This window comes from Rhodopseudomonas sp. BAL398 (assembly GCF_033001325.1).
In the GTDB taxonomy this organism is placed as follows: Bacteria; Pseudomonadota; Alphaproteobacteria; order Rhizobiales; family Xanthobacteraceae; genus JARJEH01.
Map to the genome: position 1 here is coordinate 5549018 of NZ_CP133111.1, position 14764 is coordinate 5563781.

Consider the following 14764-nt stretch of genomic DNA (forward strand, 5'->3'; position numbering starts at 1 on the left):
CAGGATAGGCCAGGCAATTAGGGTCGGCGCCGCGCCGGACGGCGAATTCGCCGCCGGGTTGGGAGGATTCATGACCGATTCACTGCCGATTCTGCTGGTTCCGGGCCTGGGCGGCTCGCCGCGGATCTATGCCCCGTTGCTGCCGGCGCTATGGCGCCACGGCCCGGTGAGCGTTGCCAATCACATCCGCGACGACAGTATCGCGGCCATCGCGGCGCGGATCCTGGCCGAGGCGCCGCCGCGTTTCGCGCTCGCCGGCCATTCGATGGGCGGCTATATCGCCTTCGAGATCATGCGGCAGGCGCCGGAGCGGGTGGCGCGGCTGGCGCTGCTCAACACCCAGGCGCGTCCCGATGACGACGCCGCCAAGGAGCGCCGCGGCGCCATGATCGCCCGCATCCAGGGCGGCGGCTACAGCGACGGGATCGCCAGCATGGTCGCCGGCTTCGTGCATCCGTCGCGCGTCGACGACGCCGAGCTGCGCCGTGTCATCTATGCGATGGCCGACGATGTCGGCCCCGAGGCCTTCGCCCGGCAACTCGTCGCCATCATGGGGCGGCCGGATTCGCGGCCCACGCTGGCTCAGATCCGTTGCCCGACCCTGGTGCTGAGCGGCGATCAGGACAACACCCTGTCCAACGCGCTGTCGGTCGAGATCGCCGAAGGGATTTCCGGCGCCAAATTGGTGATCGTGCCGGAATGCGGGCACCTGTCGCAGATCGAGCGGCCGGCGGCGGTGACCGAGGCGCTGCTGGACTGGCTGACCAACTGAGTTGTTTCCGAGGTCCAGAGCGCCTAAATCAAGCCCCGACGATTTAGACGTCATTGCGAGCCAGCGGATGGCGCGAAGCGCCAGCCGCTGAGCGAAGCAATCCAGGGCCGCACATCCGAACTGGATTGCTTCGTCGCAACAGCTCCTCGCAATGACGGGGCAAGCCTGCGATCGACCGTCCGTCGAACCGAGGAGATTGAGATGCTGCGCGAAAATATCAACAACGCGGTCAAGGACGCGATGCGGGCCAAGGACGAGCGCAAGCTGTCGACCCTGCGGATGGTGAATTCGACCATCAAGAATGCCGACATCGAGGTGCGCGGCCAGGGCAAGCCGCCCTTGACCGATGGCGAGATCCTGAGCGTGCTGCAGAAGATGATCAAGCAGCGCCAGGAATCGGTCGAGCTCTACGACAAGGGCGGCCGCGCCGAACTGGCCGACCAGGAACGTGCCGAGATCGCCATCATCTCCGCCTATCTGCCGCAGCAGATGTCCGAGGACGAGGTCAAGGCCGCGATTGCCGTAACCATCGCTGACACCGGCGCCGCCGGCATCAAGGACATGGGCAAGGTGATCGGCGCGCTGAAGGCGAAATATGCCGGCCAGATGGATTTCGGCACGGCCAGCGGCCTGGTGAAGGCCGCGCTGACCGCCTGAGCGCTCAAGCCGTCATTGCATCATTGCAGAGGGCACCGCGTCCCGGGCGCGGTGCAGCGCATTGCGCTGCTCCGCAGAACCGGGACCCCGCTTCCAGCGCCAACCGGGGCCCCGGCTCTGCGGCGCACCACGCCGCAAGCGCGGCGCGTTGCACCGCGTCCGGGGCACGTGCTCAATGCCCCATCGCCGGCTTGGCGCTGCGGTCGACGGTGCGCAGCGACAGCGCCAGCGGCACCATCAGCAGGGCGATGCAGGCCAGCGCCACGAAGACGTCGATATAGGCCAGCAGCGCCGACTGGTTCTCGACGATGCGGCCGATCACCGCCATTGCTGCGCCGGCATTATCGCCGGTGGCGTTCTGGCTCTTCAGATAGTTCTGGATGCCGTTGAGCGTGTCGTGGAAGAACGGATTCCAGGCGCCGATGTGCTCGGCCAGCCGGCTGTGGTGAAACTGTTCGCGCTGCGCCAGCACGGTCTGGCTGATTGAGACCCCGATCGAGCCGCCGAAATTGCGCGCCAGATTGATCATCGCCGAGGCCTGGTCGGTCTTGTTCGCCGGAATGCCGTCATAGGACGCGGTGGTGATCGGGATGAAGATCAGCGGCAGGCCGAGGCCGAGATAGATCCGCGACATCGCGAAGTACCAATAATCGGCGTTCGGCGACAGCCGCAGCAGATCGGCCATCGCGCCGACGCAGATGCAGGCGCCGGCCGCGATCAGCCAGCGCGGCTGGATCGCGCTGAGCCGGCCGACGACCACCATCATCACCATGGTGACGAGGCCGCCCGGCGAAATCACCAGCCCGGCCAGCGTCGCGGTGTAGCCGTAGCGCTCCTGTAACAGTTGCGGCAGGATCTGGGTGGTGGCGATCAGCAAAGCGCCGGTCGCCAGCATGATCGCAAAGCAGGTGCCGAACTGCCGCCCCGCCAGCATCCGGATGTCGATCAGCGGCTTGTCGCGGTGCAGCTCCCAGGGCACGAACAGCACCAGCCCGGTCAGCGACAGCGCCGAGAAGGTGACGATGAAACTCGAGTCGAACCAGCCGTCGATCTGGCCGCGATCGAGCACCACTTCCAGCGCGCCGAGAAACACCGCGACCAGGATGAAGCCGATGAAGTCGAAATTCGGCCCCTTGGCCCACAATTCGGCGCGGGCTTTCTTCTGCTGTTCGGAAGCCGGAATGATCAGATAGATCAGGATCAGCGACATCACGCCGACCGGCACATTGATCAGGAAGCACCAGTGCCACGACAGATTGTCACTGAGCCAGCCGCCCAGCGTCGGCCCGACCACCGGCGCCACCACCACGGCGATGCCGTAGAGCGCAAAACCCTGACCGCGCTTGGCCGGCGGAAATGCCGCCGCCAGGATCGATTGCGCCACCGGCGTCATGCCGCCGCCAGCCAGGCCCTGCAGGATGCGGAACACCAGCAGCGACTGCAGGTCCCAGGCCATGCCGCATAACAGCGAGCTGACGGTGAACAGCGTGATGCAGGCCAGGAAGAAGTTCTTGCGGCCGAACATTTCGGCGATCCAGCCCGAGGCGCACAGCACGATCGAATTCGCCACCAGATAGGTGGTGACCACCCATGAGGCCTCGTCGCTCGACACCGCGAGGCCGCCGGAGATGTAGCGCAGCGCCACATTGGCGATGGTGGTGTCGAGCACCTCCATGAAGGTCGCGACCGAGACCAGCACCGCGATCAGCCAGGGATTGGTGCCGTATTCTCCTTGCTCGCTTGCCATCGCGGCGCGCTCACGGCCGCACGGTGACGGTGGGCACCACCGACATGCCGGGGCCGAGTGCCACGTCGGGGCGCTGGTCGAAGGTGATCTTCACCGGCACGCGCTGCACCACCTTGACGTAATTGCCGGTGGCATTCTCGGCGGGCAGCAGGCTGAAGGCGGTGCCGCTGCCGGCCTGGATGCTGTTGACGTGGCCCGGAAAAGAACGGTCATAGGCGTCGATGTGAATATCGACGGGCTGGCCCACTTTCATCAATTCGAGCTGGGTCTCCTTGAAATTCGCCGTCACCCAGACCTCGAGCGGCACCAGCACCATGATGGCTTGGCCGGGCGCCGCCAGCGCGCCGACGGCGCCGGTCAGTTTGGCGATGCGGCCGTCGGTCGGCGCGCGCAATTCGGTGCGCTGCAGATTGGCGTCCGCCTGTTCCTTCTGCGCCTGCGCGGCCTTGAGTTGCGCCTGCGCCTGTTCTCGCTTGGCGCGCAGCACGTCGACCTGCCGGGTCGCCGCGACTTTGGCGGCCATCGCGGCATCGAGCGCCGCCTGCTTGCTGGTGAAGTCGGATTCGGCCTGCTGCGCGCGCTGCACCGTGCCGGCACCGTTCTTCACCAGCTGCTGATAGCGCTGGTTCTCGTCGCGGGCGAAGTCGAGCGCCGCCTGCGCCTCCTGCACCTGCTTGGTGGCCTGATCGATCTGCGCTTTCTGCGCCTGAATCTGCGCCTCGGTGTCGTCGATCGACGCCTGCGCCTGGCGGATCTGCGCCGCCGCCTGATCGACCGCGGCCTGGTAGTCACGCGGATCGATCTTGGCGAGCAGGTCGCCGGTCTTCACCACCTGATTGTCGGTGACATTGACCCCGACGATCGCGCCGGAGACCTGCGGGCTGATCAGCACCGGGCGCGAATCGATGAAGGCGTCGTCACTGCTCTCGTAGTGCCGCGCGTGCAGATACCAGGCGATCCCCGCCGCGATGCCGGCGACGAGCAGGACCGCGAGGACGATCGTCGCCGTCGGGTGCCGGCCAATGGTGGCCCTGAGCCCGCCCTTGGTCGGGGTTTGCGGCGGCTCGCTCGGAGCGTCTTGGCGCTGTTCCGGGGGCGCCGGCTTCGACCGCGCCTCCACTGTGGCCTCTGACTTCGAGGTGGATTCCGACTCCGATCTCGGTTCCGATTTGACCCCGTCGATCCGCTGCGGATTGCGCGCGAAAGAGCTGTCGTGGCCGCCGTCAGCCTTTTCAGCCATGCTTGACGTCACGTCAGCCGTGCTCATGTGCCTCACCATCGATCTGGAACCGAATTCCAAGAAACGAAAACAATCGGGTTGGTCGCTGGTTCCGCCGCGTTGTGCAGTGCAGCTTCAGCCGTGCTGCATGGCTGGGTGTGGCTGCCAGCAATATGTGTGCGGATGCAGTGAAGCGCGCCGCGCTTGCGACGTGGTGCGCTGCGGAGCCGCGGCCCCGGTTTGCAGATCAGCATCAGCGCGGGCTGCGGCTCAACGCCATGCTGCAGCGCAATGTGAGCCCGCGTAGTTAGCCGGCTGGCGCGGCGCTTGCGCGCGCAATCCGATTGACGTCCGCCGCGACGCGGTTCTTAATAGCCGCAACTAATAATGAACAACCACCAACAGGGGAGGAGCGACCATGTCGATCTCCGGTAAGGTTGATCCCGTCGTGCGGCAGATCACGATCGCCGACATCGCGGATGCGTTGGGTCAGGGCCTGCGTGATTTCCAGGCCGCGCCCCTCTACGGGCTGGCGTTCGGCGCGATCTACGCCGCCGGCGGGATGCTGATCCTGGCCTGTCTGACCGCCTTGCATATGGTGTATCTGGCCTATCCTCTCGGCGCCGGCTTCGCGCTGCTCGGGCCGTTCGTGGCACTCGGGCTTTATGAAGTCAGCCGCCAGCGCGAGCAGGGCAAAAGGCCGTCGATCCCGCATTTGATCGGGTTGATGCGCAGCCGCGGCGAACTCGGCTGGATGGCGTTCGTGACGCTGTTTCTGTTCGTGATCTGGATGTATCAGGTCCGGCTGCTGATCGCGCTGTTCCTCGGCATCAGCGCCTCCTTCACCAGCCTGCAGCAGTTCATCTCGGTGGTGCTGACCACCAATGAGGGGCTGGTGTTCCTCGCGGTCGGCAATTGTGTCGGCGCGGCGCTGGCGTTGGTGCTGTTCTCGCTGACCGTGGTCTCGTTCCCGCTGCTGCTCGATCGCGACGTCGACTTCGTCACCGCGATGGTGACCAGCGTCCGCGCGGTGGTGATGAGCCCGCTGCCGATGATCGGCTGGGCCGCGACCATCGTGCTGCTGTTGGCGATCTCGGCGCTGCCCTATTTCCTCGGGCTGGTGGTGACGCTGCCGATTCTCGGCCACGCCACCTGGCATCTCTACCGCAAGCTCGTGGTGCCCGTTGCGGCCGAGATGCCGGAGACGCTCCCCGAAACCGGCAACGACAATGTGGCGACGATGCCGCGCGCGGCATCGCGCAATTGAGGTCGATAGCCCAAGCCGGGAACCGAACCGGAAAAGCGGCTTGGCGGCGTCTCGAAGGCTCGTTCTGCGAGTCTGACTGAAGAAGAAGGATTTCGTCATTGCGAGCCGAGGACGGCGCATCGCGCCGTCCGACGGCGAAGCAATCCAGGGGCATCAAGCACAGACTGGATTGCTTCGTCGCAACAGCTCCTCGCAATGACGGCGTTGAAGGCCTCGTTTGTTCATCACTTTTTCGGTCAGGCTGTGAGGAGCGGCCGCTTGGCCGCATCGCGAAGCCTCATCCTGAGGAGCGGCCACTTGGCCGCGTCTCGAAGGATGAGGCTGTGCCGCGCCTCATGGTTCGAGACGCGCGCCAAGCGGCGCGCTCCTCACCATGAGGCTCGGCAGTGCCATTGCCCAACGCACAATGACGGCCTTGGGTGCGCGACGTCGGGCTTCCGTTGCTGCAGCGATCGTGCTTTATCGACGCGGTCCCGATCAGCCGCGAGTCTCAACATGTCGCTCCAGCTCTATCTCACTTATGTCGCCGCCTGCGTCGCGCTGGCGCTGTTGCCTGGCCCCGTGGTGACGCTGGTGATCGCCAACGGGTTGCGGCACGGCACAAGAGCGGCATTGACCAATATCGCCGGCGCCCAGCTCGGGCTCGGCGTGGTAATCGCGTTGGTCGCTGTCGGGCTGACCACGCTGATGGCGACGATGGGCTATTGGTTCGACTGGGTGCGCTTTCTCGGCGCCGCCTATCTGGTCTGGCTCGGCATCGCGCTGATCCGGGCGCCGGTCCATGCGCTGGCCGATGCCGGCGCGCCGCCGCCGCCGCCGCGCGGCGGGTTTTTCCTGCAGGGCCTGGTGGTGCTGCTCAGCAATCCCAAGGTGCTGGTGTTCTTCGGCGCCTTCATTCCGCAATTCGTCGACATGAACCGGCCGCATCTTCCGCAAGTCGCGCTGCTTGGCGCGATTTTCATGGCGATCACTGGCGTCACCGATGCGGCCTATGCGGTGCTGGCCGGCCGGGCGCGCACCTTCTTTTCGGCGCGACGCACCAGGCTGCTGTCGCGGATCTCCGGCGGCTTCATGATCGGCGGCGGCCTCTGGCTGGCGCTGTCGCGGGCGCGCTGAGCGCGCGCCTCAATGCGAGGCGGCGCAGTCATCTCCTGACAGCGTCGCCGCGATGCCGCGCAGCGCCCGCGCCAGACGCTGGGCCCATTCGATCTGGCCGGCTTGCTCCGTGATCAGATCCTGCCTGATCTCCAGGCCGCTATTGGGCAGGCCGCGTTGTTCGCCATGCACCGGAATGGTGTAGTCGGTGGCGTCGTCGACCGCATAGGGCTCGTTGTCGCCGACCACCAGGTCGGCCTCGGCGCGCAGCGCCGCCAGCAGCAGCGGCGGCAGCACGGTGTCGCGATGATACAGCGTGCCGATATGCCAGGGCCGCGCGATGCCGGCATAGACCGGGGTGAAGCTGTGCAGCGCCACCAGCAGGGTCGGCTGCCCCGCTTTGAGCCGGGCGTCGATCGCCTGCGCGATGCGCTGGTGGTAGGGATCGAAAATCAGCCGGCGCCGCTGCTCGGCCGCCGCCGGCGTCAGGCCCTGATTGCCCGGAACGCTGGTCGCTTCGCTGATCACCGGAATTGAACTCGCCGCTTCGGGCGGCCGGTTGCAATCGATCACCAGCCGCGAATAACGCTGCGCGATCAGATGGGCGCCCAGCAGCTCCGACAGCCGCTCGGCGACGCCGGCGATCCCGATATCCCAGGCAATATGGCGCGCAAGCTCGCTTTCCGGCAGGCCGAGATCGTCCAGTTCCGGCGGAATCACCCGCCCATAATGGTCGCAGGTCAGCAGGAACGGCGAGGCCCCGCCGGGGTTTTTCTCGATCACCGGAACATCCAGCGTTCCAAGACGTCGTTGTGGGTCGCGTGCGCCGCTCATCTGTGCCCGTGCCTGTCGAAATCGCATCCGTTCGAGCCGGCATCGGTATAGAGACCAGTGCCTAAAGTCACGTCACGAATAGTATTCGTCCTGAATACGCAGCCTGAATGCCCTGCAAATGCCGTTGCTGACGATCCATCACAACACCGAATATCGCTATGCCCGCCCGGTCGCGTTCGGTGAGCATCGCATCATGCTGCGGCCGCGCGACGGCCATGATCTGCGGATGCTGGCCGGCCAGCTGGATATTTCCCCGGAGCCGATGTCGCTGCGCTGGATCCATGACGTGTTCGGCAACAGCGTCGCGATCGCCACTTTCGACGAGCGTGCCACCACGCTGAGCTTCCGCTCGACCGCGACGGTGGAGCACAATCCGACCGAGGATTTCGCCCTGACCGCGCAGGATCGCGCCTATTTCTATCCGTTTCTCTATGAAGACGACGAGTTCCCCGATCTGGTCGAGTTCATCCGGCCGCAATATGGCGATCCCGACGGCGAATTGTCGGCCTGGGCGCGGAATTTCCTCGACGCCGAAGGCCCGACCCCGACCTTCAATATTCTCAGCGGCATGACCCACGGCATCCGCGCCGCCTTCACCTATCGCAAGCGTCACGCCCACGGCACCCAGCACCCGCTCGACACGCTGCAGACCGGGACCGGCACCTGCCGCGACTTCGCGCTGCTGATGATCGAGGCGCTGCGCCGGCTCGGCATCGCGGCGCGCTTCGTCTCCGGCTATCTGTTCGTGCATGGCGACCGCGGCCATGTCGGCGGCGGCTCGACCCACGCCTGGGTCCAGGTCTATCTGCCCGCCGCCGGCTGGATCGAATTCGATCCCACCAACGGCATTATCGGCAGCCGCGATCTGGTGCGCGTCGCGGTGGCGCGCGATCCGCGGCAGGCGATCCCGCTGCACGGCTCCTATCTCGGCGAGGCCGATGATTTCATCGGCATGGAGGTCAATATCAAGGTGCTGTCGGTGGCCGACGACGGCAATGCGCTACGCCACGCCATGACGTCGAGCGATATGGCGGCGAGCGACACGGCGACGGTCCCGCGCAATGACAAGGCCGAATTCGCCTAGTATAGGACAGCCCCCAATCCATCCTTCAGCGGGGCACGATGCTGGATCGTCTGTTCGTCTATGGCACCTTGATGCGCGGCTTCGACCATCCGATGGCCCGGCTGTTGTCGGGTCATGCGGACTATCTCGGCACCGCCTGCGCGCGCGGCCGGCTCTATCTGGCGCGGCACTATCCGGGACTGGTGACATCGGCGAATGGTGCCGATCTGGTGTGGGGCGAGTTGTTCCGGCTGCATCAGCCGCACGCATTGCTGGCGCAGCTCGACGACTATGAAGGCTGCGGCCCCAACGATCCCGCGCCCGCCGAATATCGCCGCGAGGTCTGTCCGGTCACGCTGGGCGACGGCGGCGAGCGGGCAGGCGAGGCGCTCGCCGTGGCGTCGACCGAGGCCTGGACCTACCTCTACAATTGGCCAGTCGCCCATCTGCCGCTGATCGCCTCCGGCCGCTTCGAGCTGGAGCAATCATAGCTCATCCCAAAGGGCACGGCCTGTCGCTTGTCATGCCCGGCCTTGTGCTTGGCATCCAAGCCTGGAAGTCGTGCTGGATCATAGACGTGGATGGCCGGGACAAGCCCGGCCATGACGCGTGGATGAGTCGAAGCCAAACGCCTTTGGTATCATCCGTCATTGCGAGCCGAGGACGGCGCATCGCGCCGTCCGACCGCGAAGCAATCCAGGGGCGCCAGGCACAGACTGGATTGCTTCGTCGCAAGCGCTCCTCGCCATGCCGACACGGCGTCCGGGGCAGGGCGCTCGATCGCCGCGCCGGCGGATCGCTCAGTGCGCCTGCATTGCCCGCGACTCGAGCTGGGCGTTCAAGGCCAGCGGCAGCAGCGCCAGCCAGTCCGGATCGTCCGGCTCGGTCAGGCAGAAGCTTGGAAAATCATAGGTCTCGACGCAGGCCATCGCGATATCGAGCTCGTGGCCGCAGGCCGTACACAGCCAGGAATGAATTTCATAGACGCCATCAAAGGCCTCGGCGCCCAGCGGCGTCATCAGCGTGTGGCATTGATTGCAGATTGCCATGGTCCCGCTCCTGTGAGTCTGGCGCGGCCTAGTCCCGTGGGAACGGCCGCAAAGCGAGCCCTGCCTGGATGGTCCGAATCTCCCTCGACATCGTTCGACATTGAAGTTGTGCCGCAATGGAGAACCAGTTTTGCTGCACCGCAATGCGCCAGATCAAACAAGCGCAGGTTGTGCTACATTCCTTCGTCGAAAGCTCACTCTCGTTGGAGGCAACGATGGATCATTCGGAGTTCAGAATCGGAATGGAGTTCATGACCGCAAGCGGCCGCTGGCGGTGCACAGATGTCGGCTCGCGCGTCATCGCGGCCATCCGGCTCGATCTCGATCATGACCCTGCCTGGTACAACGGTCCGCCCTATGCTGTGGTCGAGCATATCTTCGATGAATACGGCATGGAGGATTGCGACCCGGCGCCGGCCGAGCGCGCCTTTGACGACAGCGGCAAGGCGGGGATAGTGATCAGGCCGAGGCTGTCGCGTGGGCCATCGGCGCCAGAAGGTCGTTGAGCAAACGAATCAAGACGCGCTGCCCCCTGTGGATAACCGGCATAACCGGCCTCGCCATCGTATTTCCCGGCCGCAACCCTATATCCATGGTCGGTTGGCGGTCTGCCGCGCTCCCTCACGAATCGAAGTAAACTCGCGCCATGCGCTTCACGCCGCAATTTCTCGACGAAATCCGCGCCCGGCTTCCGGTCTCGGACGTGGTCGGCCGCCGCGTCAAACTGAAGAAGGCGGGGCGGGAGTGGAAGGGGCTGTCGCCGTTCCAGCAGGAAAAATCGCCGTCCTTCTTCGTCAATGACGAAAAGCAGGCCTGGTTCGACTTCTCCTCCGGCAAGAACGGCAGCATTTTCGACTTCGTGATGCTGACCGAGGGCGTCGGCTTTCCCGAAGCGGTGGAGAGGCTGGCCGCGATGGCTGGCCTGGCGCTGCCGGTGGCTTCGCCCGATGCCGCGCGGCACGAGCAGCACCGCAAGACGCTGTATGACGTGATGGAACTGGCGGCGAGCTATTTCGCCGACAATCTGGCGTCGCGGGCTGGCGCGCGGGCGCGCGGCTATCTCGCCGACCGCGCGATGACCCAGGCGGCGCAGCTGAAATTCCGCGTCGGCTATGCGGGCGCCGAGCGCTTCGCGCTCAAGGAGCATCTCGGCAAGGCCGGGATTCCGGTCGAGGACATGGTCGAGGCCGGGCTGCTGGTGGCCGGCGACGACATCCCGGTGCCGTTCGACAAATTCCGCGACCGGGTGATGTTTCCGATCACCGACATCCGCGGCCGCGTCATCGCCTTTGGCGGTCGCGCGCTGGAAAAGGACGTCGCGGCGAAGTATCTGAACTCGCCCGAGACCCCGCTGTTTCACAAGGGCGACAATCTCTACAATCTGCAGGCGGCGCGGAAGGCTGCCCATGACGGCGCGCCGCTGATCGTGGTCGAGGGCTATGTCGACGTCATCGCCATGGTCGGCGTCGGCTTTGCCGCCACGGTGGCGCCGCTCGGCACCGCGCTGACCGAAAACCAGCTGGCGCTGCTGTGGAAGATGGCCGACGAGCCGATCCTGTGCTTCGACGGCGACAAGGCCGGGCAGAAGGCGGCGTTTCGCGCCGCCGATCTGGCGCTGCCGCATCTCAAGCCCGGCAAGAGCCTGCGTTTCGCGCTATTGCCCGAGGGCCAGGACCCCGACGATCTGGCGCGCTCCGGCGGCCGGCTGGCGGTCGAGGAGGTGATCGGCGCGGCGCGTGGCCTGGCCGATCTATTGTGGACCCGCGAGATCGAGGGCGGCGTATTCGCCACCCCGGAGCGGCGCGCGGCGCTGGAGGCGCGGATCAATGCGCTGGCGGCGGGCATCCAGGACGAGGTGGTCCGACGGTATTATCGCCAGGATCTGACCGAGCGGCTGCGGCTGGCCTTCGCGCCGCCGGGCGGCTATGGCGGTCGCGGCGGCTTTGGCGGCGGTTTCCGCGGGCAAAGCGGGTTCGGCGGCGGATTCGGCGGTGATTCGGGGCGCCGGTTTCAGCCGCGCACCACCTTTACGCCCGGCGCGGCGGGCCGAATCGAGCCGCGGCGCGGCCAGGGCGCGGCCGGCAGCCAGACCATCAACCGCGCGCCCTACCAGGTCGCCAGCCCGTTCCTCGCCAATAGCCCGATCATGCGCGGCCAGCGCAGCGCGATGTCGCGCCGCGAGGCGCTGATCCTGCAGACGCTGCTCAACCATCCCTGGCTGCTGCACGACCATCTCGAGGAAATTGCCGCGCTGGAACTGGCGCATCCGGAGGCGCACCGGCTGCGCGCCGGGATCATCGCCGCCTTCGCCAATGACCACCATCACGGCGAGGCCGCCGCCGATTTCGCCGAAAAAATCCGCTCCGATCTCGTCAAGGCGGGTTTATCCGAGCAATTGCAACGGGTTGAGCAGGCGATCACGACCCATGCGGTGTGGGGCGCGCAGCCCAACGCGGCGCGCGAGGATGTTCTTTCGACCTGGCATCAACTTGTTGCCTTGCATCGACAATCCCACTCCTTACTTAGAGAATTGAAGGATGCCGAGTTGGCTTTGGGCGAGGACGGCAGCGAGGCCAACAATGCTTGGTTGCTCGACGTCAAGGCGCGGCTGTCCGAAGTGGACGGAACCGAGGCGCTGATCGAGGGATTTGGCGAATCATCCGGCCGGTTCCAGCGCAGCATGTGAGTCGAAAGCTGCGGACGGGATCGCCGGGAGCGGTTAAATGACTCGCCAAACCCCGGATTTGGCTGCAGAAATAGGGTTAATCTGGAGTTAAGGGCCTTCCGGTACAAGGCCGCGACGAGAGTTAGAACCAGCGAGATCATATCGGGTGGCGAAGTCATGCGCCGCCCTTTCCGCGTCGAGTTTGATCGAAGAGTTGAATGGCGGGGGCGGCGACGCTTCCTGCGTGAGCGCGTTTCAGGAGCATTGAATGGCCAGCAAGGCAAAGACGCTGCAGGTGAAAGACAAGGACGACAAGGCCGTGGACGCGCCGGAAAAGGACTCCGCTGACGCGCCGTCGCCGTTGCTGGACCTGTCCGATGCCGCCGTCAAGAAGATGATCAAGCAGGCCAAGAAGCGCGGCTTTGTCACTTTCGATCAGCTCAATGACGTGCTGCCGTCCGACACCACCTCGCCGGAGCAGATCGAGGACATCATGTCGATGCTGTCCGAAATGGGCATCAATGTGTCCGAGGCCGACGACGCCGACAGCGACGAAGAGGAAGCCAAGGACGAGGCCGAGGAAGAGCCCGACAACGAATTGGTCGAGGTCACCGCCAAGGCCGTCACCGAGACCAAGAAGAGCGAGCCCGGCGAGCGCACCGACGATCCGGTGCGGATGTATCTGCGCGAAATGGGCACCGTCGAGCTGTTGTCGCGCGAGGGCGAAATCGCCATCGCCAAACGGATCGAGGCCGGCCGCGAGGCGATGATCGCCGGATTGTGCGAAAGCCCGCTGACGTTCCAGGCCATCATCATCTGGCGCGATGAATTGAACGAGGGAAAGATCTTCCTGCGTGACATCATCGATCTCGAGGCCACCTATGCGGGCCCCGACGCCAAGAACGGCATGAATCCGGCGCTGATCGCCCCGCCCGCCGCCGGCGATGACGCCGGTGACGGCGAGGCCAGCGCTGCGGCGCCCGCGCATGTCGCACCGCCTGCCGCGCCGCCGGCAGCGACCCCGTTCCGCGCCGCGCCGCCGCGCCCCGCGCCGGCCGCCGCCCCCGCGGCCGACAGCAGCTCGGAATCCTCCGACGATGGCGACGACGACGAATTCGAAAATCAGATGTCGCTGGCCGCGATCGAGGCCGAGCTGAAGCCGAAGGTGGTCGATACTTTCGACAAGATCGCCGACAACTACAAGAAGCTGCGCCGCCTGCAGGAGCAGGACATCGCCAACCAGCTGCAAAGCGAGCAGCTGACGCCGTCGCAGGAGCGCAAATACAAGAAGCTCAAAGACGAGATCATCGTCGAGGTCAAATCGCTGCGGCTGAATCAGGCCCGTATCGATTCCTTGGTCGAGCAGCTCTACGACATCAACAAGAAGCTGGTGTCGTTCGAAGGCCGGCTGCTGCGTCTGGGCGACAGCCACGGTGTCGCCCGCGAAGACTTCCTGCGCAATTATCAGGGCTCCGAGCTCGATCCGCGCTGGCTCAACCGCGTCTCCAAACTCTCCGCCAAGGGCTGGAAGAATTTTGTCCATCACGAGAAGGACCGCATCAAAGAGCTGCGCCAGGAGATTCAGTCTCTCGCCGCGCTGACCGGGCTCGAGATCGGCGAATTCCGCAAGATCGTGCACGGCGTGCAGAAGGGCGAGCGCGAAGCGCGCCAGGCCAAGAAGGAAATGGTCGAGGCCAATCTGCGGCTCGTCATTTCGATCGCCAAGAAATACACCAATCGCGGGTTGCAATTCCTCGATCTGATCCAGGAAGGCAATATCGGCTTGATGAAGGCGGTCGACAAATTCGAATATCGCCGCGGCTATAAATTCTCGACCTATGCGACCTGGTGGATCCGCCAGGCGATCACGCGCAGCATCGCCGACCAGGCCCGCACCATTCGTATTCCGGTGCACATGATCGAGACCATCAACAAGATCGTGCGCACGTCGCGGCAGATGCTCAACGAGATCGGCCGCGAACCCACTCCGGAGGAGCTCGCCGAAAAGCTCGGCATGCCGCTGGAGAAGGTTCGGAAAGTTCTGAAGATTGCGAAAGAGCCGCTGTCGCTCGAAACCCCGGTCGGCGACGAGGAAGATTCGCATCTCGGCGATTTCATCGAGGACAAGAACGCGATCCTGCCGATCGACGCCGCGATCCAGAGCAATCTGCGCGAGACCACGACCCGCGTGCTGGCGTCCTTGACGCCGCGCGAGGAACGCGTGCTGCGCATGCGCTTCGGCATCGGCATGAACACCGACCACACGCTGGAAGAAGTCGGCCAGCAGTTTTCGGTGACGAGAGAGCGCATCCGCCAGATCGAAGCCAAGGCGCTGCGCAAGCTGAAGCACCCGAGCCGGTCACGGAAGCTGCGGAGCTTTTTGGATAACTAGGATC

13 protein-coding genes are annotated in these 14764 nt (G+C 65.2%); 9 read left to right on the forward strand and 4 right to left on the reverse strand.

Annotated features, from left to right (window positions below):
- Positions 1 to 70 precede the first annotated feature (70 nt).
- Positions 71 to 772: an alpha/beta fold hydrolase gene (locus RBJ75_RS26130; RefSeq protein WP_044412985.1), complete on the forward strand. Its 702-nt coding sequence runs from the start codon at positions 71 to 73 to the stop codon at positions 770 to 772.
- A 201-nt stretch (positions 773 to 973) separates the two neighbouring features.
- Positions 974 to 1429 carry a GatB/YqeY domain-containing protein gene (locus RBJ75_RS26135; protein ID WP_044412982.1) on the forward strand — a complete coding sequence of 152 codons (456 nt, stop codon included), beginning with the start codon at positions 974 to 976 and terminating at the stop codon, positions 1427 to 1429.
- A gap of 172 nt (positions 1430 to 1601) precedes the next feature.
- Here the strand turns inward: RBJ75_RS26135 and RBJ75_RS26140 are convergent, their stop codons facing one another.
- Positions 1602 to 3176 carry a DHA2 family efflux MFS transporter permease subunit gene (locus tag RBJ75_RS26140; RefSeq protein ID WP_044412979.1) on the reverse strand — a complete coding sequence of 525 codons (1575 nt, stop codon included), beginning with the start codon at positions 3174 to 3176 and terminating at the stop codon, positions 1602 to 1604.
- Between the two features lie 10 nt (positions 3177 to 3186).
- Positions 3187 to 4443: an HlyD family secretion protein gene (locus RBJ75_RS26145; protein WP_276156792.1), complete on the reverse strand. Its 1257-nt coding sequence runs from the start codon at positions 4441 to 4443 to the stop codon at positions 3187 to 3189.
- Between the two features lie 370 nt (positions 4444 to 4813).
- On the opposite strand from RBJ75_RS26145, the gene RBJ75_RS26150 reads away from it, so the two are divergent.
- Both RBJ75_RS26150 and RBJ75_RS26155 read left to right on the forward strand, forming a co-directional pair.
- Positions 4814 to 5662: a DUF2189 domain-containing protein gene (locus RBJ75_RS26150; RefSeq protein ID WP_044412976.1), complete on the forward strand. Its 849-nt coding sequence runs from the start codon at positions 4814 to 4816 to the stop codon at positions 5660 to 5662.
- A 495-nt stretch (positions 5663 to 6157) separates the two neighbouring features.
- Positions 6158 to 6778: a LysE family translocator gene (locus RBJ75_RS26155; protein WP_044415505.1), complete on the forward strand. Its 621-nt coding sequence runs from the start codon at positions 6158 to 6160 to the stop codon at positions 6776 to 6778.
- 9 nt (positions 6779 to 6787) lie between these two features.
- On the opposite strand, the gene RBJ75_RS26160 is transcribed toward RBJ75_RS26155, so the two are convergent.
- Positions 6788 to 7591 (reverse strand): N-formylglutamate amidohydrolase, encoded by an 804-nt coding sequence (locus RBJ75_RS26160; protein ID WP_044415507.1) that lies wholly within the window; start codon positions 7589 to 7591, stop codon positions 6788 to 6790.
- 118 nt (positions 7592 to 7709) lie between these two features.
- On the opposite strand from RBJ75_RS26160, the gene RBJ75_RS26165 reads away from it, so the two are divergent.
- Both RBJ75_RS26165 and RBJ75_RS26170 read left to right on the forward strand, forming a co-directional pair.
- Complete coding sequence (locus RBJ75_RS26165; RefSeq protein ID WP_044415509.1) at positions 7710 to 8675, forward strand: transglutaminase N-terminal domain-containing protein; 966 nt, start codon at positions 7710 to 7712, stop codon at positions 8673 to 8675.
- A gap of 38 nt (positions 8676 to 8713) precedes the next feature.
- Positions 8714 to 9145: a gamma-glutamylcyclotransferase gene (locus RBJ75_RS26170; RefSeq protein WP_044415511.1), complete on the forward strand. Its 432-nt coding sequence runs from the start codon at positions 8714 to 8716 to the stop codon at positions 9143 to 9145.
- Between the two features lie 309 nt (positions 9146 to 9454).
- Here RBJ75_RS26170 and RBJ75_RS26175 read toward each other — a convergent pair whose 3' ends face one another.
- Positions 9455 to 9703: a hypothetical protein gene (locus tag RBJ75_RS26175; RefSeq protein WP_044415659.1), complete on the reverse strand. Its 249-nt coding sequence runs from the start codon at positions 9701 to 9703 to the stop codon at positions 9455 to 9457.
- A gap of 116 nt (positions 9704 to 9819) precedes the next feature.
- Here RBJ75_RS26175 and RBJ75_RS26180 point away from each other — a divergent pair, with 116 nt between their 5' ends.
- The 3 genes from RBJ75_RS26180 (at position 9820) to rpoD (ending at position 14760) form a co-directional block, all read left to right on the forward strand.
- Positions 9820 to 10209, forward strand: a complete 390-nt coding sequence (locus RBJ75_RS26180) for a hypothetical protein (RefSeq protein WP_234707497.1) — start codon at positions 9820 to 9822, stop codon at positions 10207 to 10209.
- Positions 10210 to 10349: 140 nt separating this feature from the next.
- Positions 10350 to 12389: a DNA primase gene (dnaG, locus tag RBJ75_RS26185; protein WP_044415660.1), complete on the forward strand. Its 2040-nt coding sequence runs from the start codon at positions 10350 to 10352 to the stop codon at positions 12387 to 12389.
- 247 nt (positions 12390 to 12636) lie between these two features.
- A complete protein-coding gene (rpoD, locus tag RBJ75_RS26190; RefSeq protein WP_276156616.1) occupies positions 12637 to 14760 on the forward strand; it encodes an RNA polymerase sigma factor RpoD in 2124 nt (707 codons plus the stop codon).
- The last annotated feature ends 4 nt before the right edge of the window (positions 14761 to 14764 follow it).

What these genes read in the sequence shown, in the direction of transcription:
- RBJ75_RS26140 (WP_044412979.1), bottom strand. Translation starts at nt 3,176, where the DNA reads ATGGCAAGCGAGCAAGGAGAATACGGCACCAATCCCTGGCTGATCGCG.
- RBJ75_RS26135 (WP_044412982.1), top strand. Translation starts at nt 974, where the DNA reads ATGCTGCGCGAAAATATCAACAACGCGGTCAAGGACGCGATGCGGGCC.
- RBJ75_RS26170 (WP_044415511.1), top strand. Translation starts at nt 8,714, where the DNA reads ATGCTGGATCGTCTGTTCGTCTATGGCACCTTGATGCGCGGCTTCGAC.
- RBJ75_RS26150 (WP_044412976.1), top strand. Translation starts at nt 4,814, where the DNA reads ATGTCGATCTCCGGTAAGGTTGATCCCGTCGTGCGGCAGATCACGATC.
- rpoD (WP_276156616.1), top strand. Translation starts at nt 12,637, where the DNA reads ATGGCCAGCAAGGCAAAGACGCTGCAGGTGAAAGACAAGGACGACAAG.
- dnaG (WP_044415660.1), top strand. Translation starts at nt 10,350, where the DNA reads ATGCGCTTCACGCCGCAATTTCTCGACGAAATCCGCGCCCGGCTTCCG.
- RBJ75_RS26165 (WP_044415509.1), top strand. Translation starts at nt 7,710, where the DNA reads ATGCCGTTGCTGACGATCCATCACAACACCGAATATCGCTATGCCCGC.
- RBJ75_RS26130 (WP_044412985.1), top strand. Translation starts at nt 71, where the DNA reads ATGACCGATTCACTGCCGATTCTGCTGGTTCCGGGCCTGGGCGGCTCG.
- RBJ75_RS26180 (WP_234707497.1), top strand. Translation starts at nt 9,820, where the DNA reads ATGGAGAACCAGTTTTGCTGCACCGCAATGCGCCAGATCAAACAAGCG.
- RBJ75_RS26175 (WP_044415659.1), bottom strand. Translation starts at nt 9,703, where the DNA reads ATGGCAATCTGCAATCAATGCCACACGCTGATGACGCCGCTGGGCGCC.
- RBJ75_RS26155 (WP_044415505.1), top strand. Translation starts at nt 6,158, where the DNA reads ATGTCGCTCCAGCTCTATCTCACTTATGTCGCCGCCTGCGTCGCGCTG.
- RBJ75_RS26145 (WP_276156792.1), bottom strand. Translation starts at nt 4,443, where the DNA reads ATGAGCACGGCTGACGTGACGTCAAGCATGGCTGAAAAGGCTGACGGC.
- RBJ75_RS26160 (WP_044415507.1), bottom strand. Translation starts at nt 7,591, where the DNA reads ATGAGCGGCGCACGCGACCCACAACGACGTCTTGGAACGCTGGATGTT.